The organism is Candidatus Villigracilis saccharophilus (assembly GCF_016711665.1).
In genome coordinates this window covers 1-19,197 of record NZ_JADJSO010000078.1, presented here as the reverse complement: position 1 = coordinate 19,197, position 19,197 = coordinate 1, and the positions used below count along the sequence as shown (strand labels likewise).

General features: G+C 49.3%; 20 protein-coding genes. 9 read left to right on the top strand and 11 right to left on the bottom strand.

The window, feature by feature from the left end; genetic code table 11:
• The 8 genes from IPL17_RS23965 to IPL17_RS23930 all read right to left on the bottom strand — a co-directional run.
• A partial coding sequence (locus tag IPL17_RS23965) for a nitroreductase family protein (RefSeq protein WP_345309611.1) occupies positions 1–302 on the bottom strand: 302 nt, incomplete at its 3' end.
• Entirely contained in the window at positions 289–681 is a 393-nt protein-coding gene (locus IPL17_RS23960) for a PPOX class F420-dependent oxidoreductase (protein ID WP_345309610.1), read from the bottom strand. The genes IPL17_RS23960 and IPL17_RS23965, both read right to left, overlap by 14 nt.
• A gap of 52 nt (positions 682–733) precedes the next feature.
• Entirely contained in the window at positions 734–1,501 is a 768-nt protein-coding gene (locus IPL17_RS23955; protein WP_345309609.1) for a coenzyme F420-0:L-glutamate ligase, read from the bottom strand.
• Between the two features lie 26 nt (positions 1,502–1,527).
• Complete coding sequence (gene npdG / locus IPL17_RS23950; RefSeq protein ID WP_345309608.1) at positions 1,528–2,205, bottom strand: NADPH-dependent F420 reductase; 678 nt, start codon at positions 2,203–2,205, stop codon at positions 1,528–1,530.
• A gap of 97 nt (positions 2,206–2,302) precedes the next feature.
• On the bottom strand, positions 2,303–3,655 hold the full coding sequence (gene ssnA, locus IPL17_RS23945) for a putative aminohydrolase SsnA (RefSeq protein WP_345309607.1): 1,353 nt from the start codon (positions 3,653–3,655) through the stop codon (positions 2,303–2,305).
• A 2-nt stretch (positions 3,656–3,657) separates the two neighbouring features.
• Positions 3,658–6,180, bottom strand: a complete 2,523-nt coding sequence (locus IPL17_RS23940) for a HEAT repeat domain-containing protein (protein ID WP_345309606.1) — start codon at positions 6,178–6,180, stop codon at positions 3,658–3,660.
• Positions 6,181–6,189: 9 nt separating this feature from the next.
• Positions 6,190–6,891, bottom strand: coding sequence for a C4-type zinc ribbon domain-containing protein (locus IPL17_RS23935; protein WP_345309605.1), 702 nt, complete (start codon positions 6,889–6,891; stop codon positions 6,190–6,192).
• Between the two features lie 63 nt (positions 6,892–6,954).
• Positions 6,955–8,394: a serine hydrolase gene (locus tag IPL17_RS23930; RefSeq protein WP_345309604.1), complete on the bottom strand. Its 1,440-nt coding sequence runs from the start codon at positions 8,392–8,394 to the stop codon at positions 6,955–6,957.
• Positions 8,395–8,561: 167 nt separating this feature from the next.
• Between IPL17_RS23930 and IPL17_RS23925 the strand changes: the two genes are divergently transcribed.
• Positions 8,562–9,521 carry a proline dehydrogenase family protein gene (locus IPL17_RS23925; protein WP_345309603.1) on the top strand — a complete coding sequence of 320 codons (960 nt, stop codon included), beginning with the start codon at positions 8,562–8,564 and terminating at the stop codon, positions 9,519–9,521.
• Between the two features lie 78 nt (positions 9,522–9,599).
• Here the strand turns inward: IPL17_RS23925 and IPL17_RS23920 are convergent, their stop codons facing one another.
• Together IPL17_RS23920 and IPL17_RS23915 are read right to left on the bottom strand one after the other, a co-directional pair.
• A complete protein-coding gene (locus IPL17_RS23920; protein WP_345309602.1) occupies positions 9,600–9,887 on the bottom strand; it encodes a DUF1905 domain-containing protein in 288 nt (95 codons plus the stop codon).
• Positions 9,888–9,951: 64 nt separating this feature from the next.
• Positions 9,952–10,377, bottom strand: a complete 426-nt coding sequence (locus IPL17_RS23915) for a hypothetical protein (protein ID WP_345309601.1) — start codon at positions 10,375–10,377, stop codon at positions 9,952–9,954.
• Positions 10,378–10,527: 150 nt separating this feature from the next.
• On the opposite strand from IPL17_RS23915, the gene IPL17_RS23910 reads away from it, so the two are divergent.
• The 8 genes from IPL17_RS23910 to IPL17_RS23875 all read left to right on the top strand — a co-directional run bounded on the left by IPL17_RS23910 (position 10,528) and on the right by IPL17_RS23875 (position 18,838).
• Positions 10,528–11,253 carry an SDR family oxidoreductase gene (locus IPL17_RS23910; protein WP_345309600.1) on the top strand — a complete coding sequence of 242 codons (726 nt, stop codon included), beginning with the start codon at positions 10,528–10,530 and terminating at the stop codon, positions 11,251–11,253.
• Between the two features lie 24 nt (positions 11,254–11,277).
• Positions 11,278–12,009 carry a hypothetical protein gene (locus IPL17_RS23905; protein WP_345309599.1) on the top strand — a complete coding sequence of 244 codons (732 nt, stop codon included), beginning with the start codon at positions 11,278–11,280 and terminating at the stop codon, positions 12,007–12,009.
• A complete protein-coding gene (locus tag IPL17_RS23900; RefSeq protein WP_345309598.1) occupies positions 11,990–12,913 on the top strand; it encodes a hypothetical protein in 924 nt (307 codons plus the stop codon). Before IPL17_RS23905 ends, IPL17_RS23900 begins: the two co-directional genes overlap by 20 nt.
• A gap of 101 nt (positions 12,914–13,014) precedes the next feature.
• The gene (locus tag IPL17_RS23895) at positions 13,015–13,485 is read left to right on the top strand and encodes a DinB family protein (RefSeq protein WP_345309597.1); all 471 of its coding nucleotides are present in this window, start codon (positions 13,015–13,017) and stop codon (positions 13,483–13,485) included.
• Between the two features lie 55 nt (positions 13,486–13,540).
• Positions 13,541–14,650: an aminotransferase class I/II-fold pyridoxal phosphate-dependent enzyme gene (locus tag IPL17_RS23890; protein ID WP_345309596.1), complete on the top strand. Its 1,110-nt coding sequence runs from the start codon at positions 13,541–13,543 to the stop codon at positions 14,648–14,650.
• A gap of 63 nt (positions 14,651–14,713) precedes the next feature.
• The gene (locus IPL17_RS23885; protein WP_345309595.1) at positions 14,714–15,577 is read left to right on the top strand and encodes a hypothetical protein; all 864 of its coding nucleotides are present in this window, start codon (positions 14,714–14,716) and stop codon (positions 15,575–15,577) included.
• 2 nt (positions 15,578–15,579) lie between these two features.
• Positions 15,580–16,848 carry a gephyrin-like molybdotransferase Glp gene (glp, locus tag IPL17_RS23880; protein ID WP_345309594.1) on the top strand — a complete coding sequence of 423 codons (1,269 nt, stop codon included), beginning with the start codon at positions 15,580–15,582 and terminating at the stop codon, positions 16,846–16,848.
• Between the two features lie 22 nt (positions 16,849–16,870).
• Complete coding sequence (locus IPL17_RS23875) at positions 16,871–18,838, top strand: cation:proton antiporter (RefSeq protein ID WP_345309593.1); 1,968 nt, start codon at positions 16,871–16,873, stop codon at positions 18,836–18,838.
• Positions 18,839–18,906: 68 nt separating this feature from the next.
• Here the strand turns inward: IPL17_RS23875 and IPL17_RS23870 are convergent.
• The coding region (locus IPL17_RS23870; RefSeq protein ID WP_345309592.1) for a prolyl oligopeptidase family serine peptidase at positions 18,907–19,197 on the bottom strand (291 nt) is incomplete at its 5' end.

The following is a 19,197-nucleotide window of genomic DNA, read 5'->3' as shown; positions in this document are numbered from 1 at the left end:
ACAACAGGCGCGGAGAGTATTCTTTCCTTGGAGCGCATGACACGTTTTGATATTTCATCGGTTGAGAGATTATCGTTTATAAGTTCGTGTTGAAATTTTTCTGCCATTGCGTCGGCAAGTTTATTTTTTACTGATAAATCTGTTACTACGGCGAATCTCCATGGTTGGCGGTGATGTGCGGAGGGCGCGAATGTTGAAGTGGTGAGAATATCCTCGATAACAGAATCAGGGATCGGGTCAGGTTTGAAGCGGCGTATCGAGCGGCGAGTCCGCAGAAAGCTGCGGAGATCAGTGGGCGTCAATGTGAGTCGGCTTTATTTTGAAGATGATCCGCTTTTGTCCCTCACGGTATTTCCAGGCCTTGTTGTCATATTTGAGCGAAAGCTGGTTAATGTGCTCATCAGCGCCTTGAGTAGTGGACTCAGCAATCTCTCCGCGGATTTGAATGTAGCGATAGGGTGTTGTGGGGTCTTGAATTACCAGCGCGACTTTGGGACGTGCTTTCATGTTGCGATCTTTTGTGCGTCCTTCATTGGTGTTGATGAGGATGTGATCCTCATCTGCGTTAAACCATATCGGTGTGACTTGCGGTGAACCATCCGGCATGGTGGTTGCAAGAAACAGATAGGCTTTTGTTTCATCTTTGAGAAGGTCTAGATATTCTTGAGGAAAATTTTTCATTGAGCCTCTTTGATAACTTGTTCAAAGATACCAGACGAACATTGGAATCATATTAGCGGAACATATCCTGTTCTTTCGGGCGGATCAGGTCTTTGAGTGTGCCTTCGCCGAGCGGATAGGGGAATCCGCGCACATGCACGGCGGGGATGCCTTCGGCGGCTTGCCCCATCACGAGCGATGCGGCGGCGGCGAGTTCATCCGCCACTCCGACGACCGTAATTTTGAGCGTCAAGCCAAATAGATCTTTCCAGCCGCGTTCGTCGATCAGCGCTGGTAGTCCGCTAAGACCAATGCAAATACCAACCGTGCCATTGCGCCATGCGCGGCCATGTGAGTCGATGATCATGACACCGATGTTTTTTTTTGTTATATGTTTTATCTGTTCGCGTATAATTCGCGCAGAGCGGTCAGGGTCTTCGGGAAGAAGTAAAACATATTCTTCTTTTTCATTCCCATCGCCCATCACGTTTGAATGGTCAATCCCTGCATTGGCGCACACGAAACCAAGTTTGTGCTCAACAATAATGGTTCCCACTCGTATGCGCAGGATCTCATTACTTTCCTGTAGCATAAGCTCCATCACACGCGGATCCTTCTCCGCTTTTTGTGCGAGTTCAATGGCGCGCTGTGATGGCGTAACTGTCGCAAGATTTACCATCCGCCCTTCGCTTTTACTGACGATCTTTTGCGCAATCACCAGGATGTCGTCGTTTTGCAATTCGATGCTTGATTCCCGCAGGGACTTAACGAGAATATCCGCCAGGTTGTCGCCCTGGCGGATGAACGGTATGTTTTTGAGTGAATTTAGTGTAAGCGGCATTGCATTAAACGCTTGAGCGTTTCGGTTTATTGATGTTGAGCACCTGTGATCTTGATACCTGCATGAGTTGATCCATATTTTTTGTTGATGCCGATCAAAATACTGGTCAGTCCTTCGATCACCATTGAGTTTTCGATCGGTCCTGCGTCCCATCCACGTAAACCCGTAGCTTCAACTAATTTGATCGTCTCAGCGCGTGCATCCTTGCTGGAGCCTGTGACGAGCACGTCACATTCGACTTCAGAGTCTCCAAGCAAATGATCATGTCCAATATTTTGGAACGCGGCGCACACCTGAACATCATCGCCGAGGATCTGTTTTGCTTCCTGCGCAGCGGAGCCTGCCGCGGGCATTTGCACGGTGGCAACTTTCGGCGGGACAAGCGGCACAGTTACATCCACAAGGATTTTTCCCTTGAGTTCATCTTTGACCGATTCCAAGGTGTCGCGATGCGCGGAGTAGGGAACGGTTAGAACTGCAATATCTGAATTGTGCGCCGCTTCGAGGTTGCTCATCCCTTCGACAGAGACTCCATCCCCAAGCATTTCCTTGATCTCGTTCGCGGCGGCTATGGCTTTCTCCGCCGTCCGCGAGCCAATGCGGACATGATACCCCGCGCGCGCCCAACGATAAGCAAGTCCTTTGCCTTCCTTGCCAGTTCCGCCTAAGACGGCGATGGATAATAAAAGATTGGTGTTGTTCATAAAATCTCCAGTTCAAAGAATATCCACAGATTTCTCAGATTGCGCAGATTTTTTATAATCTGTCAAATCCTTCTAGTCTGCGGATGGATTTTGTTTATTACATGACTTTCGCCACTTCCTCTTCGTATCGTTTCCAAATTCTTGGCGCAATTTCTCTGGCGCGCGCGGCAATCTCTTCTTCGTTGAGTGTCAATAACTCGCGGTCTTTCATCAGGATTTTTCCAGCTGCGATGGTGGTCGTGACCATGCTTTGATTGAAACCAAAAATGATATGCCAGGGTAAATTCCCAGCGGTCAATTGGGTGAATGGATGGTAATCCACAAACATCAGGTCAGCGAATGCGCCTGCTGTGATCTGCCCGATGGGTGCGGCAGGGAAGAACATGTTTGCCAGCGCGGCATTATTGTAGATCGCCATTTGCTGGACGTCATATCCGCCCATACGGCGCGGGTCACGGTGATGAGCTTTATGCAACAGATATACCGTTTTCCATTCCTCCCACATGGCGTTGGAGAAACCGTCATTTCCCAAACAGACTTTAACTCCCAAGCGCATCATGGATTCAACAGGCGTAACACCGACTCCATTGTTCATGTTTGAACGCGGCTGGTGGGTAAGCCAGGAGCCGGTCTCTTTTAGGATTTCCATTTCACGCGCATCAAAGTGGATGCCGTGCGCGGTGATCGTGTTTGGTCCAAGGATTCCATGTTTCGATAGTCGGTCGATCACGCGCATATCACTTTTGCTTAAGCTGTCATACTGATCCGATTCGTGTTCAGCGGTATGCACGTGGAAACCTGTTCCTTCGGGGACGGCTGCGCGGCAAGCCTGCAGGGTGATGCCCGAAAGCGTCAGACTGGCGTGCAGGCCAAAGGTCGCAGCGAGGCGCGGATGCGGGTCAGCGGCCAATCGTTTTAGGAAGCGCACATTTTCATTGATCCCCGCGTTGGCTTTTTCGCTTCCATCACGATCTGTCACTTCATAACACAACACACCGCGCAAACCGCTTTTATCAACAGCATCGGCAATCAGATCGAGCGAACCGTCAATACAATTTGGTGAAGCGTGATGATCGATGAGAGTCGTTGTGCCATGCTTGATCGCGTCCACCAGACAGACCAAGGCCGAGAAGCGCACTGCTTCCGCATCCAGCGAACGGTCAAGCGGCCACCACAACTTTTGCAGGATCTCAGGGAAGTCTTTTGGGGCAGGCCCGGGGATGGCCATGCCGCGTGCAAAGGCTCCATAAAAATGGGTATGCGCGCAAATACTGCCGGGCATCACATACTGTCCGCGAGCATCAAGCGCTTTTGCCTTTGGGTACTTCGCCGTTAGAGATTTGGTGGTGCCGATCTCTTTGATGCGGTCTCCCACGATGTAGATCGCGTGGTTTTGCAGAATCCGATTTTCGGATTCCCAGGTGATGATATTAGCATTTGTGATGAGCATAGTTAACCGAATCCATATTGACTAGGGTGTGGGAGCTTAACGCCGGACGCACCAATCTCCCAGAGCGTGCTGTAAGCCGCTTCGCGCAATTCGGGATCGTCCCGGTACATTGCGTCATACAATTGGGCTATTACGCCCTCGTTAGGTGTGAACTTTAGATAAGGCAGCGCTGCGAGACGCGTATCGGGGTCGTCTCCTTTGAGGGCAAGCAGGAGAATATCTGTGGCTGGGGCACCGGGTGAAATCCCCATACCTTGCTTGCTTGCGAACTCGATCAGCCAGGGCGATTCATACGGGGCTTTGAGTTTACGCGGCGCGCGCGAACTAATATGCTGTTTCGCATCCAATACCTCGGTTGCGGCATTTCGGACGATCCATTGATCGTCTTCGACCTGTACTTTCTTCAACATTTCATTAGCCCATTCTTCATTGATGCGCCCGAGTCCATAAACAACAGCGCGGCGCAGGAGAATGTCACTTAATGTAATGCCATCGCGTAACATTGCGTAGCCTTCATGTGGATCGTTCGAGAGGGCTTCTCCCGCGGCTCGGCGAATATCCTCGTCGCCACTGAGCAGGGTATGCGCCACTGATTCAAGCGCATCATTTGTTCCCATTGCGACCAATGCCATACACGCCGCGCGGCGAACTGATATGCTGGGAGCATCCATCGCCTGTTCAACAGATTTCAAGGCTTTGGTATCGCGCAGCGCGCCAGTTCCCAATACTGCCAATTGAACAAGTTCGAATGAAAGACTTGCTCCCAATTGTCGGAAGAGGGCGGCGGCGCCCGGATCGTTGCTGACTACGAATGCGGCCATTGCCTGTCCGCGCACTCCAAACGGGATGCCGGCAGTTTGCATGATGGCGGCTAGCGTCCCAAATAATTTTCCGCGCCACGGCGCATCTTTTGGTGCATCTCGCAGCCAGCGTGCCGCCGCAAAGAGCGGGCGGTGCATTGGCAGGCGTGAAAATTCCAATAAAGTCTGCACCAATTTGGATGCATCACCCCGTGCGGCGAAGTAACGCATGGCAAGGTATTTGCCAGACCAATCAGTCTGGTTGATCAACGTCTCTTCGGCGTTGTAATTGGATAATGCATACCCCGCAAGATATCCCGCGAACACCGGGTGTATAAAACGCATTTTGTTATTTGGATAACTTATTAGTAAGCCACTGGCTGCCATTTTTCCAAGCAAACCGCTTGTCGGTGTTCCAACACGTTTTTCGTTTTTCTTTCCTTTTTTGGGTTTGGCTTCTTCCTCTTCCGACAGGCCGTTGGCATCCTCAGCTTTTTCTTCAGCGACTTCAAAAGACTTTACCCAATCGCGCGCTTTACGGGAATCAAATATTGGTTGTGAATTTAACATCGCCTGCATGCCGAGTGTTTCAAGCGCAGCGAGCGGAGTATTGGCTGGCGCAATGCGGCGGATGTGCGTAGCGATGGCATCCATAGTGCTTGGTCCCAAACTATCGCCGGCGTATGCGCCCCAGGTTTTGAGAGTTAGCTCAAGCGGAGTTAAATTTACATTATCAGCGCCCAGCCAAATGTTAAGCAGGAACGGATCTACTTGTTCAGGGCCGCTTTGCGACCAGGATTCCAGCGCAATGGTTTGAGACCACAGTTTGCCCCAGTTTTCAATAAATTTTTCATTTTTCTGAACAGACCATGTGATTAACGCAAGCGGCGCAAATCCAAGGCCGATCAAACCATCCAAATATTCCGGTGCGCCGGTAGTGACGATGCGTGTCAGTGGATAATCTTTTTGAATAACTTTGAAATATTCTGTTACAACCTGTTGAGCTTCAGGCGGGATCTCATCGAAACCATCCACAAGCAACAACGCATTGCCGCCACTAAATGTATTCTGGAAGAATTTTGGCAGGCGGCCAAGATCGAACATGGGGGCATGTTCTGATGCAGCTTCGATCAACGGGGCCAGTAAATTTTTTTTGTCGGCGGTAGGGAGTTTTAGATCTGCAACATGGACAAGGAATGGAACGGCATTCTTCAAGCCTTCGAGATGCTCGCTTCGATTCGCGGCGAGGGATGCGAGGTGCGCGAGGGACACTGTCTTCCCGGTGCCCGGTTGGCCGATAATAACGATGTTGGCGTTCCCAGATAAAGCCTGTGTGAGGGTCAAAGTGGACGCGTGATAGGCGGCGGCGATCTCCGGCCATGAGGGAAGATATGGCAGGGTCTGAGTGATCACATCTTCAAATGCGGGCGGTGCGCCCGGTTCCACTCTGGCCGGAGGCATGATCAGCAAAGGCTCGAGGAGGATCTCATCCAACGCAAAGAGCTGCGCGGCGATATGCATTCCTTGTGCACGTCGTAATGTGACTCGACGATGATTTTCCTCAACAGTACTTGATTTGCGCGTTTGAGAGGTTTCGCGTTTTTCTTTTAGAGAAGCCCGCATTTCTTCCCAAAGCGGACGGGCGCGCGAAACGAGCAGCCAAAAAATGGAAGCGGTTATGAAACCGATGAAGAATGAGAAGGGGTCAATTGCAAATTGGAACATGATTAATAATTAATTTGCAAATAGGATTCGTCCACAGGAAGGACAATTGGATAGTTGCTTTGGCGAACGGGCGCTTTGCTGCAGGGCGGCGTTTAAGGTGGTGCCGCATGAAGCACATGCTCCGTCATTGATCTCCGCCACGGCTGTGCCGCGCTTTTGTTGGCGCAGGGATTCGTAGATTTGGAGCAAGCTGCTTTCGATCGGTCCGAGCGCGGCTTCGCGTTCTTCAGTCATTTGTTCGAGGTCTGCAAGGATAGCGGTTTGGTCTGTCAGCAGATTCTTGTGTTCATTTCCAAGGCGTGCCTGAATTAATTCAAGTTCTGTTTTCGCCCTTTGCAGATCGTTCTCGGTGGTTTCTGCATTGACCATTGCTTCAAGCTCCCGCTCTTCCAATGTGATCAGATATTTCTTTAAGGAAACAATGTCTTTTTGCAGGTCTTGCAGTTCTTTCGGGTTTTGCACCCGTCCCCCGTATAAATTCGATTCGGCTTGTTCTATTTTTATTTTCTGGGCTTCCGCTTCGGCAGTTGCATTTTTCAGTTGAAGTTGGGAATGGAAATGACTCGTTTGGGCTGTTTCTACATGCTCGCGCGCCTGGCGTAATTCAACATCATTTTCAAGAGTCTGGCGGATCGTTTCGAGTTGCGTACGCGAACGGTCAATTTTTCTGTCAACTTGTTGCAGCCGGTACAGGCCTAGTGATGCGCTCATAGGTTGCATTATATACGAAGTGTGAAAAAAAGACCGATTTTCATACTTGCATGAACATTGTAATTACTGGGCTGTTATGTTGAAGTAGTTGTAAACAGCCTTTGTCAAATTTCCGAACAATGGATTGATGTTGTCCCAAACATTATTGATCGGATGGTAGGAGTAAATGGATAGTACAAAATTTCCACCCGGCGTGTAGACGATGCCGACATCACTCGTGTCGCGGACAACGCCATCTGAGGCGGGCACGTAACCATGTTTGTGCGGAACAAGCGTTCCGTCTGGCACTCCGCCCTGAATCAGAGATCCCAGTTTATCCTGCGCCATGAAGTCGATCAGAAGCTGGCAGGTGGCCGGGCTGACCTTGTCTGGGAATGCCGCGATCAAGGCGCCGCCGCCATTCTGCGCGCACTGATATAGATCGGCAAGTAGGGCTCCCATCTCAGATGGGGTGGTTTGGGAATATGGGTCAGGATCAGTGAAAACATCAATGCGCTGATTGCCGGGAGTTAATCGATTTGGCAGCAGGTTGGGCGCACCGATATAGAAGAAACCGCCGATATATGTGCTATTAAATCCGAGCGCTTCCATGTTTTGGGTGACGATTAACGGACCGTTGTTATTGTCGATTGCGGATAGTATCAGGTCTGTAGCGGAATTATCTGACTTTCCCAGTACGCGTGAGATCGTGTTTGATGTTTCTGTGTCGAGCACGCTGCCGCGGTTGATCAAGTAGGAGGTCACGATCGGTACTTTTATGGTGCTGGATGCCGTGAATGCAATATCCGGCTCGGTGGGGATTTCCACCTTGTTGTTCATGGAAAAATGGATTTCCTGGCCGTTCTGCAGATCCACCATGTAGAAGCCGATTAAGCCGTCAAACTTGGAAATGGCCACAATTTGTTTGAGCAATATTGTCAGATTTTCAACCGTGGGGCGCGCAGCGGAGCTGCGTGTGAATGAGAGCGCCACAGAGCGATTGGTTGGGGAACGAAAGGCATCCCCGATCAGTTGTATCGCTCGGTCAAGGTCAAGAACCTGCCCGGGTTGGCCGGGCAGGAACGAGGTTCCGCCGGGAATCGGCTGTGCGGGTGAAGGCGGAAGGTCGTATCGGGATGAAATCTCATTCTGTAGATATTCGCGCAGGCGTTCTTCTACTAGATTTGAGCTTAAGGGGATTTGCGTTTCATTGGAGGTGCGATTCCAAAGGTAGTTCCAAAATCCACCCCAAAATGAACTACCTGTACGGTTTAGTTCTGCCGCGGCCAGCATGGCTTCAATATCCACCTGAAAACCAGCCACGATTGGGTCAATATGGATGACTGCGCCGTTATATAGGACTTCGACCGGAGAGGTGTAAACTTCCAGCAGCCTTTGAGAGGCGTTGGAGGGAGTTAGCCCGCCTACAGGTACATCTGCAATTGTCATGCTGGCGGGAAAGTTGTTACGCTGGCGGCTGTATCCGATCAGTGAAATAAAGGAGAGGATAAGTGCACCGGTCAAAAAAAGGATGGATACACCCCGAAGGATTGTGTTTGTATTTCGATTTCTCACACGGTCTCCAAAGTAATGACAAATATCACAGAAAAAGTATAACACACCCAAATGGGGCATTGTGCTAGAATAGGTTTGCCGGTCCGCCGGCACATCCCTCTATAAAAAGGATCGATATGCTCCGTTCTTTCCTCATTTATCTTTCGAAAGCCGCCTGGGCGCAAAAGCTGGTTACCGGCTGGAGTTTTGCCTGGCGTACTGCTTCCCGTTTTGTAGCAGGGACAAGACTCAGCGACGCGATGATTGTCGTCCGTGAGTTAAATGCCAAGGGGATAAACGTCACGCTTGATCACCTTGGCGAGCATACCAACACACCTGAAGAATCACAACAGGCCACCGATGATATTTTTGCGACTCTGGATGCGCTTGGGGCAGAGCCATCGGCCCGGGGAAACGTCTCCATTAAGTTGACTCAGATCGGTCTTGGCCTCGACGAGAACCTGTGTGCCGAAAACCTGGAGCGGATTCTCGCCCGGGCAAGGAAGAATAACACCTTTGTCCGCGTGGATATTGAAGATACTCCCTATACCGACAAAACGATCAATCTATATTATTTGATGCGCGAGAGGGGCTATACCAACGTCGGTACGGCGGTCCAATCATATTTGTACCGTGCTGAAGCGGATACGCACCGGCTGCTTCAAGACAGGACGCCCATCCGCTTGGTGAAGGGTGCGTATATGGAACCTGCCGAAAAAGCCTTCCCCAGAAAAGCGGATGTGGACGCAAATTACGATCTGTTGACCAAGATCCTGATCGATGCTTCCCTTGCCAATCAAACGAAATTATCGGAAGATGGCCGTATCCCAGCCATCCCTGCGATCGCCTCGCACGATGACAAGCGCATTGCATTTGCCAAACAATACGCCGAAAAGGTGGGTCTCCCCAAGAACGGACTTGAATTTCAAATGCTGTACGGCATTCGCCGCGACTTGCAGGAACAGCTTGTAAAGGAAGGTTATCCCGTGCGCGTGTATGTTCCCTTCGGCACACATTGGTACCCCTATTTCATGCGCCGCCTTGCAGAACGCCCCGCAAATATTTGGTTCTTTATTTCGAATTTCTTTAGAAAGTAAAAAAGATGGATAAGTACGAGCAGCGGATACCAATTGGTATCCGCTGTCTTTTTTAACGGTTTGCTTTTGTTGAGTGGCTTACCAATGAATTTGGAGTTGTAACGTCACTTTGTCGCCTACACCAAGATTTTCTGATTTTTGAACGCTCTTTTTTATGGGCACAAGATAGCGGCCCTCTTTTGGGAAAAGGGAAGTCTGCCATTCGGTTTTTCCGATCCGCACGTGGACAGGAATCACCCCCCAGCCATAAGTGACCATGGAGGAGATCGCTTTTATATCGCTGCTTGGTTTTTCTGGGACGGCAACAAATAGAAAAGGGGCGGGTCCGCGCCAATAGAAAATTTCGCCTGTGAACTCGATATGCATTTTTATAGTATATCAAATGGTTTGACAGCCCGAAGCAACTATAAGGCGGAAATTCATGCTTTTGCTACACTGTGTAGCGTTGATTCCAACTGTCTGGGAATGTCAGAGCATTACCATAGACAAAGCGAATAAGTTGACCGTGATGCTGGATTTCATGTTCAAGGAGGTCGAACGCGAGTTCGATCTGTATAGAAGAAAGATCCGTGAAGTCGATTCCGTTCATTTGCTTATGCGTCGTCTCCAAAACGGCAAGCACGGATTGCTTAACACGCGGCGTTGTCAGGCTGCACGAAAATCCCTTCCAACCGCCCATTTCGATTGCTTTGATATAACTTTCACGAGCACCGACGATGCACCACAATTGACTTGCGATTCGATTGGAAGGCAGATTTGGTAAATCCAGGGTCAATGAAGTTTCATCAAGATGGATTACAAGATCTTGCGTTAATTTGAATGATCGATCTAATTTGGTTTTTAATTGTTGGTTCACATTTACCTCCATACGCTTAATGTTTTACACGGAATAACCATCTCCTGCATTAATTCCAACTATACGATCATTTCTTTAATTTTACAAAGACAAATATTCGTAAAGCTCAATTTTCTTATGTCCAATCCTCAAATCCCTTATAATCTCTGCATGACCAAACCTCTCGCTCTCGTTACTGGCGGTGCACACAGACTCGGAAAAGCCTTTGCGCTGACTCTTGCTCGCATGGGATACGATCTTCTTTTGCATTATCACACCGCCGAAGAGCAGGCGCAAAAAACAAAAAGTGAAGTTGAATCCCTTGGTGTCAAAGTCCATCTCTTCAAAGCTGACCTAACTCAACCTGAAGAAATCCATTCACTATTCTCCATTCTCGATACTGACCTTCGACTTTCGACCTTCGACCTGCTTGTCAATTCCGCCGCCATCATGCCTGTTGGAAATCCGCGCGACCTTGAATTGAAAGATTGGGACTCTGCTCTCGATCTTAATCTTCGCGCGCCTTTTCTGCTTGCGCAGGAAGCCGCCAAACGAATGACATCAGGCGGACTCATTGTCAACATTACCGATATAGGCGCGCAAAAAGCATGGAGCCGCTATCCATCTTACACGGTCAGCAAGGCTGCGTTAGAGTCGTTAACCAAATTGCTGGCACGCGCATTTGCCCCGAGCATCCGAGTCAACGCCATTGCGCCTGGCTTGGTTTTGCAATCGGATGTTGTCACTCAGGAAGAATGGGATAAACTTGTCAATCGCCTGCCGCTCAAGCGCGCCGCGCGGCCCGAAGAAATTGCATCCGCTCTCGAATTTCTCATCAAAAACGAGTATATTACTGGACAGACTATTGTTGTTGATGGTGGATACTCTTTAATTTAATCACTGATATTAACCAAATCCCAAATGCCCAGCAAAAAAATCCTCCCCGACCTCCTCATCTCCATCCTGCTCGTTGCGCCTACGTTGTACTACGCGTCGCGCTATGTGGATTTTTCCATCCCGCCATTTGAAGATGCCGCGATGCTCATGCGTTACGCTCAAAACCTTGCGGGCGGCCACGGCATTGTTTGGAATATCGGCGAACACCCCGTAGATGGCGCGACCGATTTTCTTTTCATGGCGGTATCTGCGGCATTTATAAAACTTGGCTTAACCGTTGGTCAATCTGTGCGCGGTATTGGCTTTGCCTCGCATCTTCTCACCGTTCTCATTGTCTACTGGACGAACCGCCGCATCAACAATTCAAATATTCCATTTTCTTTTTTAAGCGGACTTTATCTCGCTGTTGGGACGGGACTCTCCTATGTCTCTGCCTACTTTGGGACGCCTTTCTTTGCTCTCGCCGTTGCTTCTACCTGGACACTGGGCCTGCTCCTTATTCAAAGAGAAGATCAGCCCTTTTGGCTTTCACTCGCCTTCGCCCTGAGCGGACTCGTCACTGGATTGATTCGCCCAGAGGGAGTCATCCTTGCGTCGCTGATGTTGTTATCCGTTATTTTTATGCGTGGACTTACGAATTCCATTTCAAGGATCATGATTTTTGGCATTATGCTATTTTTGGCTTGGGCTTGGCGGCGCATATTTCCTATGGAGATGGGACTACTTCGGATACCCGTTGCCGAATCCGTTTTATAAGAAAGGGGACAGCGGTTTGCATTGGGACTCGTTTGACAATTCCCTGATGAATACTTTGCGTTTATGCCTGCCGTTTGCGATCATTGCCTTGCTCGGTTTTCGTTCGCGCGAAGCGACAAAGCAAACTCTTGCATATCTAATCCCCATTCTCGGGTTCGCTTCGGCGTTTATTTTGATCTCAGATGAAATGAATTACGGCGCCCGCTTTCAGTACGCCCTTGTACCGATCGCGCTCATGTCGTGGACTCCGCTTGTGCGTGGATTAAACTTCTCGTGGCTGAATCAATTATCAGGTAGAGAAAGAAACGCGTACTTCATCGCATTAATTGGTTTGTGCGGAAGTCTGGTTTATTATTCGTGGTTTCAGAATTGTTCTCTGGCATCCTATCAACGAAGCTGCGACCGCCCGTATGAAGATGACGGCCGTTATGATATGGGAAAATTGCTGGCGGAATACCGCGGCAAGGGCTATGTGATCGCGACCACTGAAGCGGGTCTGCTGCCTTATTATTCGGGCTGGACAGCGATCGACACCTGGGGACTGAATGACCAGTTCATCGCGCATAATGGCGGTATTACTGTGGAATATCTTGATCAATACAAACCGCATATTATTATGTTCCATGATTATTACTCGCCATTGGTCCCGCCAAAGCTGACCGAAGCGAATCTGGCGCAGAGATGGTTTGGCATGACGATCCTGCTGAAAGATTATGCCGAGGCAAATGGATATGTGCTCGCTGCGATCTTTGGCGACAGCCCGTACGATACCCACTATTATTATGTGCGCGCAGATTTTGAAGACAGCGAGCGTTTGATCGAGCAGATATCTTCGATGAAAAGATATTTTTATCCAACAACAGGAAAGAAATCCATTAATTACGCAGGTTTCCCCGAACCATGATTTTTTAAACCGCGAAGCTCGCCAAGGCCGCTAAGAATTTTAAAAGGTTTTCTTTGCGCACTTCGCGTGCTTTGCGGTAAATAATTTTTTAGGAGTTGACTATGTCTGAAATCACAGAACTTGCTGAAAAACTGAAATCTGAAGGTGAAAAATTTATTGGTATTTTTTCTGGGTTAACAGATGATCAATGGAATGCCGAAGTGTATACCGAAGGCACAACCTGGACGATCCGTAATGTGCTGGCACACTTTGTCACTTCGGAGCGCGGACTGATCAAACTGTTCGAATCGGTTCGTCAGGGAGGTACAGGCGCGGCGGATGATTTCTCGATTGATCGCTATAACGAGGCCCAGCAACAAAAGACAAAAGAGTTTACTTCCGCTGAACTGCTTGAACAATATAGGGATGTGCGCGCAAACTCAGTTGCATGGGTATCTGGATTGAAAGATGAAGAACTTGAGATCACAGGCCGTCATCCATTTCTCGAAATGACCACCATCCGCGAGATGGTGAAAATGTTGTATCTTCATAACCAGATCCATTACCGTGATCTGAAGAAAGTGCTAAAGTAAATACTTTGGTGCGAACAGATTTCATCTTTTATCCTTCATAATTCATCCTTCTCCTATGCATCTTCCCCCCTTCAAACTCGAACGTTATTTTGCCAAATACGAGTTCAACACTGAATTCCTGCTGTGTTCTTCGGATTGTGAAGCGATGTCCATTGCGGATTTACTTGCCTTTGAAGACGGCGCGGCGGATAAACTTCAAAACGTCTGGCTGGGATATACCGAATCGCAAGGCAGTCTTTCCCTCCGAAAAGAGATTTGTAATCTCTACACGACAATTCAGCCCGAGGATATTCTCGTCCACACAGGCGCGGGGGAGGCGATTTATCTGTTCATGTATGCCGCCTTCAAAAATGGCGACCATGTCATTGTTCATTCTCCTGGCTACCAATCCCTTGCCGAAGTGGCACGCTCTGTCGGTTGTGATATCAGTCTGTGGATGGCTCGTGAAGAAAATGATTGGGCGCTGGATCTGGATGAATTAAAGAAACTTGTGCGTCCCAACACCAAAGGGATTGTCATCAATACGCCGCATAACCCGACAGGTTATTTGATGTCCCGCGCGGATTTTGATGCGCTGAACAGGTTTGCGCAGGAGAATAACCTGCTTCTTTTCTCCGATGAGGTCTACCGAGAATCTGAATATGATTTGGCTGACCGCTTGCCCGCTGCCTGTGACTATGGCGAACATGCTGTTTCGCTCGGTGTTACATCCAAAACATATGGCTTGGCGGGGCTGCGAATCGGATGGGTCGCCACAAAGAATAAAACTATATATCAAAATATGGCCTCTCTCAAAGATTACACAACCATCTGTAATTCCGCGCCCAGCGAATTTCTCGCGGAAGTTGCCATGCGCCATCGTGTAAAGCTTGCCGAGCGGAACCTGGAAATTATCAAACACAATCTCACTATTGTTGACGACCTTTTTTCTCGTTATCCCGCATTTTTTACATGGGCTCGTCCGAAGGCAGGCTCAATGGGATTTCCAAAACTGCTCAAAGGTGACGTTGAAGATTTTTGCGATGATCTCGTCCGAAAGGCTGGCGTTTTGTTTCTCCCTGGCACGATGTATGATGAATCCAATAATCATTTTCGACTGGGACTTGGCAGGAAGAATCTCCCGCAGGCTATAGAGCGATTGGAAAAATATCTATCGAAAAAGTAATCGAATGATTTATTCATCCTTCATCCTTCATCCTTCATAATTCATCCTTTCCTAAATCGTAAATTGTTAAAACTCTCCCGCCCTCTCCATCTCCTCCTCGCCGCGCTGACCTATCTGCTCGGCTCGAGCATCCCTGCTTATCTTGGGAAATCATTTTCCGCGCTTACGTTCTGGCTTGGGCTTATTGGCGTCCTCTTGGCGCAATTGAGCATGTCCCTGCTGGCCGATGTGTTTCGCCCGCATAATGAGCCGCTGGTTGAGAACGAAACGCCTAAACAAAAAGAGACGCTCAGAAACAACCTGCTTTATGTTTCCTATGGATTGCTGACAGTCAATGCGGTACTGGCTTTTCTGCTTTATATCAATCATAGCCTCGTGCTTGAATCCTCACTCTTTCTTCTTTCGTCTCTCGTGACAGTCATCCTCTACGCAGTTCATCCATTTCGACTCATCGACCGCGGATTTGGAGAATTAGCTCTCGCGGCGCATATCGCCTACATCATTCCGTCCATTGGTTTTCTTTTACAGGCGAAGGAAAATCATCGCTTGCTTATCATCCTTGTCATCCCGCTTACGGCGCTTGCGCTGGCATACTTTTTAATTCTAAATTTCACCTCATTTACGACTGACCAGAAATATCAACGCGCCACATTGTTGCGAAGCCTGACATGGGAGCGCGCTGTCCCTTTCCATCACAGCCTGATCATCTTTGCTTATGGTATATTCGCTGCCGTGCCTTTGCTTGGGTATTCCTTTTCGCTGATCTGGCCTGCATTTCTTACCCTGCCGTTTGCCATCCTGCAGATCATTCACCTCCGTCATATCTCAATCGGCGGCAAACCGAATTGGGTCTTTCTCACCACGACTGCGCTTGCGGTCTGTGGACTCACAACTTATTTCATCACTTTGACTTTTTGGCTTAGATAACCATGCCTGAATTTTTGACTCTTCTTCCCCCCGATGATGCGCGGACTCTATTGCTCTCGCATCTCCCCCAGCCAAAAATTGATTCCGAATCCATTGCAGTGACCTCATCTTTGGGCCGCTTCACCGCGTCTGACATATTCGCGCCCCACCCATTGCCAGACTTCCCCCGCACCACAGTGGACGGATACGCCGTCCGCGCGAGAGATACTTTTGGTGCAAGTGACTCGCTTCCCGCGTATCTGACATTGGTCGGTGAAGTTCCAATGGGCGACGCGCCAGCCTTTGAAATTGGCGCAGGCCAATGCGCGTTGATCCACACGGGTGGTATGCTGCCCAAAGGCGCAGACGCTGTTGTGATGTTGGAATATACACAAACAACTGGTATGAGCGGATCGCGATCCGCCCCAACAGAGGAAATCGAAATCTTCAAATCTGTCGCCGATGGCGAGAATCTGATCCGCATTGGCGAAGATGTTGCTCAGGGACAATTGGTCATCCCAAAAGGGACTCTGATCCGCCCTGCAGAAATTGGCGGATTAATGGCATTGGGAATCACATCCATTCAAACTGCGAAAAAGCCGCGTGTTGGGCTTCTCTCCACGGGTGATGAAGTGATTGACCCAAGTCAAACTCCGCGCTATGGGCAGGTGCGTGATATCAACTCGTACACACTTGGGGCGCTCGTTGAAAAAACTGGCGGTGAAGCGATCCGCTATGGGATTTTTAGCGACAGCTTTCAGGTCCTGCAGGAAGCGGCGGCGAAGGCGCTTTCCGAGTGTGATGTGATCATCATCACCGCAGGCTCATCCGCATCCACAAGAGACATGACCGCCGAAGTCATCCGCACCTTGGGAGAACCTGGCGTATTGGTACACGGCATCAACACACGGCCCGGCAAGCCAACGATCTTGGGCGTGTGCAACGGCAAAGCAGTGATCGGCCTGCCCGGCAACCCTGTCAGCGCATTGGTGAACGGATATTTATTCGTTGTGCCAGTCATCGAAAAATTATTAGGCGCGCTGCCAAAACCCAAGGCAACTGTTCAAGCAAAACTCACAGTGAACTTACCTTCTCAAGCAGGCAGAGAAGATTGGTGGTCTGTGAAATTAATCGTCAATCGTAAATCACCAATCGTAAATTACGAAGCTGAACCCATCTTTGGCAAATCAAACCTCATCTTCACTCTCGCCTCCGCCGATGGACTCTTACGAATTCACCCAGACGCAACAGGATTAAGCGCTGGTGAAATGGTTGAAGTAGTTCTTATTTAATTTTTCTCCCAATGGAATATCAATGCTGATTGAACTACTTAATAAGCCTGTTGGATTCTTCCTGCTGGTCATGACCATTATCCTCGTCACGCCGCTCTTGTCTGAGCGCGTGAAGTTGCCAGGAATTATTGGTATCATCATTGGCGGCATATTGATCGGTCCGCATGGCTTCGGACTCATGGAAGCGGGCGACCGTATTGAGTTTCTTTCCACCATCGGCCTCGTGTATCTTATGTTCAGCGCGGGTCTCGAAGTGGACATCAATCAATTCCTGCGTGTGCGCGGACGTGCCCTGGTTTTTGGCGTGATCACCTTTATCTTCCCGCAACTGATGGGTATGGGGCTTGGCTATATTCTTGGCCTCGACTTTTTAGGCATGATCCTGCTTGGCTCCGCGTTCGCATCTCACACACTCATTGCATTTCCCATCCTTACCAAACTTGGCGTAACCCGCAACGAAGCCATTGCCGTTACAACAGGCGCGACCGTACTTACCGACATCGGTGCATTTGTTATTCTTGCGATAGTGCTTGGCGCAAGAACAGGCGGTATTTCTGCTGGCTATTTTGTACAGCTAATTATTTCGCTAACGATCTTTGCGCTCGCGATCGTCTTCGGCTTGCCTCGCCTCGGCAAATTTGTCTTTAAACGCATCTCCGGCCGCGCCGTTGAATTTCAATTTGTGATCGTCACACTTTTTATTTCCGCCTTTGTCGCGGAGTTGATCGGCGTGCATGAAGTCGTCGGCGCGTTTCTCGCGGGGCTTGCCATCAACGCCACACTTCCGCGCCACAGCCCGGTCACGGGGCATGTGTTATTCATTGGTGAATCATTTTTCATTCCAGTTTTCATTCTTTACAGCGGACTCATCACAGATCCGCTTACATTTCTCAAGAGTCCACAGACGATCATCGTTGCGATCGGCGTTACCATCGTGGCTTATGTTTCCAAATTCATCGCTGCCTGGATCACCGCGCGCATTTACAAATACACCAAGTCCGAATTCTGGACAGTTTACGGTCTCTCACACGCGCAAGCCGCAGTCACCATTCCCACATTGGTGATTGGTTTGGAAACTGGACTTTTTGACTCCACCCTTTTCAATGCCGCCATCTTGATGATCCTGCTCACCTCAATTACTTCTCCTCTACTCGTCCAGCGCTTCGCCCCTGACCTGAAAACTGCTGAAGCAGACGAGGATGTATTGCCTCTCTTTGGGCGGATACTCGTCCCCGTTGCTGACCTGAAACAATCTGCGGGACTCGTTTCCCTTGCGAGTTTGCTTGCGCACTCGTCCAAAGGCAGGGTGCTGGCTGTCAGTGTGGCGAACGATACAGGGTTGGACAGGGACAGCAATTTTTCGCTTCATAAGGAATTGCTTGGCCGCGTTCCTGAATTGTTGAATGACCCCGAAACTGAAATTGAACTTATTCCGCGACTTGCCTCCTCTCATGCGCAGGGAATATTACAAACTGCGCACGAACAGAACGCGTCACTTATCCTTATGGGCTGGCGCGGCAAGCGGACACTGCGCGAGTCTATGCTTGGCAGTGTCCTGGATGAAGTGATCTGGGGATCGGATACACCTGTAATGATCGGAAAACTTTCGCTTCCATTGAATGGAATGAAGCGCATTGTTTTTGTCATTCCACCCAAAACAGTTCCGCCTATTATTCTGCGCCGTATGCTCGAAACAAATTTGACTCTTGCGAAAGCCCTTAATGTGCCGCTGGAGATTATTGCGGATAATGCGTATCTGCAGATCGCTGAGACATTTCTCCTCGCGATAGAATCAGACCATCCCGTTAAGATCGAGGCGTTGGCTGAACAGCTTAAGCCGGAAAATCTGGTACATGAATCCACGAGCAGTTTTATCATTCTGCCAGGCTTTGGCTCCCGCAAACGGGTTGCGGATACATTAGGCCATATCCCTGAACAACTCGCAAAGACCTTTGACGGAAATTTGGCGGTTTTGCATTTTGACAGGTAGGGGCGACCCGCCCAGCAGGAAGAGATACTCGATTGACTATGAAGGGTCGCCCTTACTCTGTTAGGGGATTATTTCAAAGCCAGATCGAAGAATGCAATCGTCCTTTGCATGGCGGTTGAGAAATATTTTGAAATATTATGGTTATCGCCCTCATAGGTGTATAAGTCGGCAGTCTTGCCAACGCTGCGAGCCTGTTCGGCGAGGCGGATGGAAAAATCCAAAGGGACATCTTCATCCAATGTTCCGTGGTGCAGCTCCAACGGTCCAGAAAGATCGGCGAGATAAGAATTGGCCGAGACCGAATCCCAAAAAGCAGGATTATCCGCAGGTGCGCCGTGTGCTTCGATCCATCCTAGCGC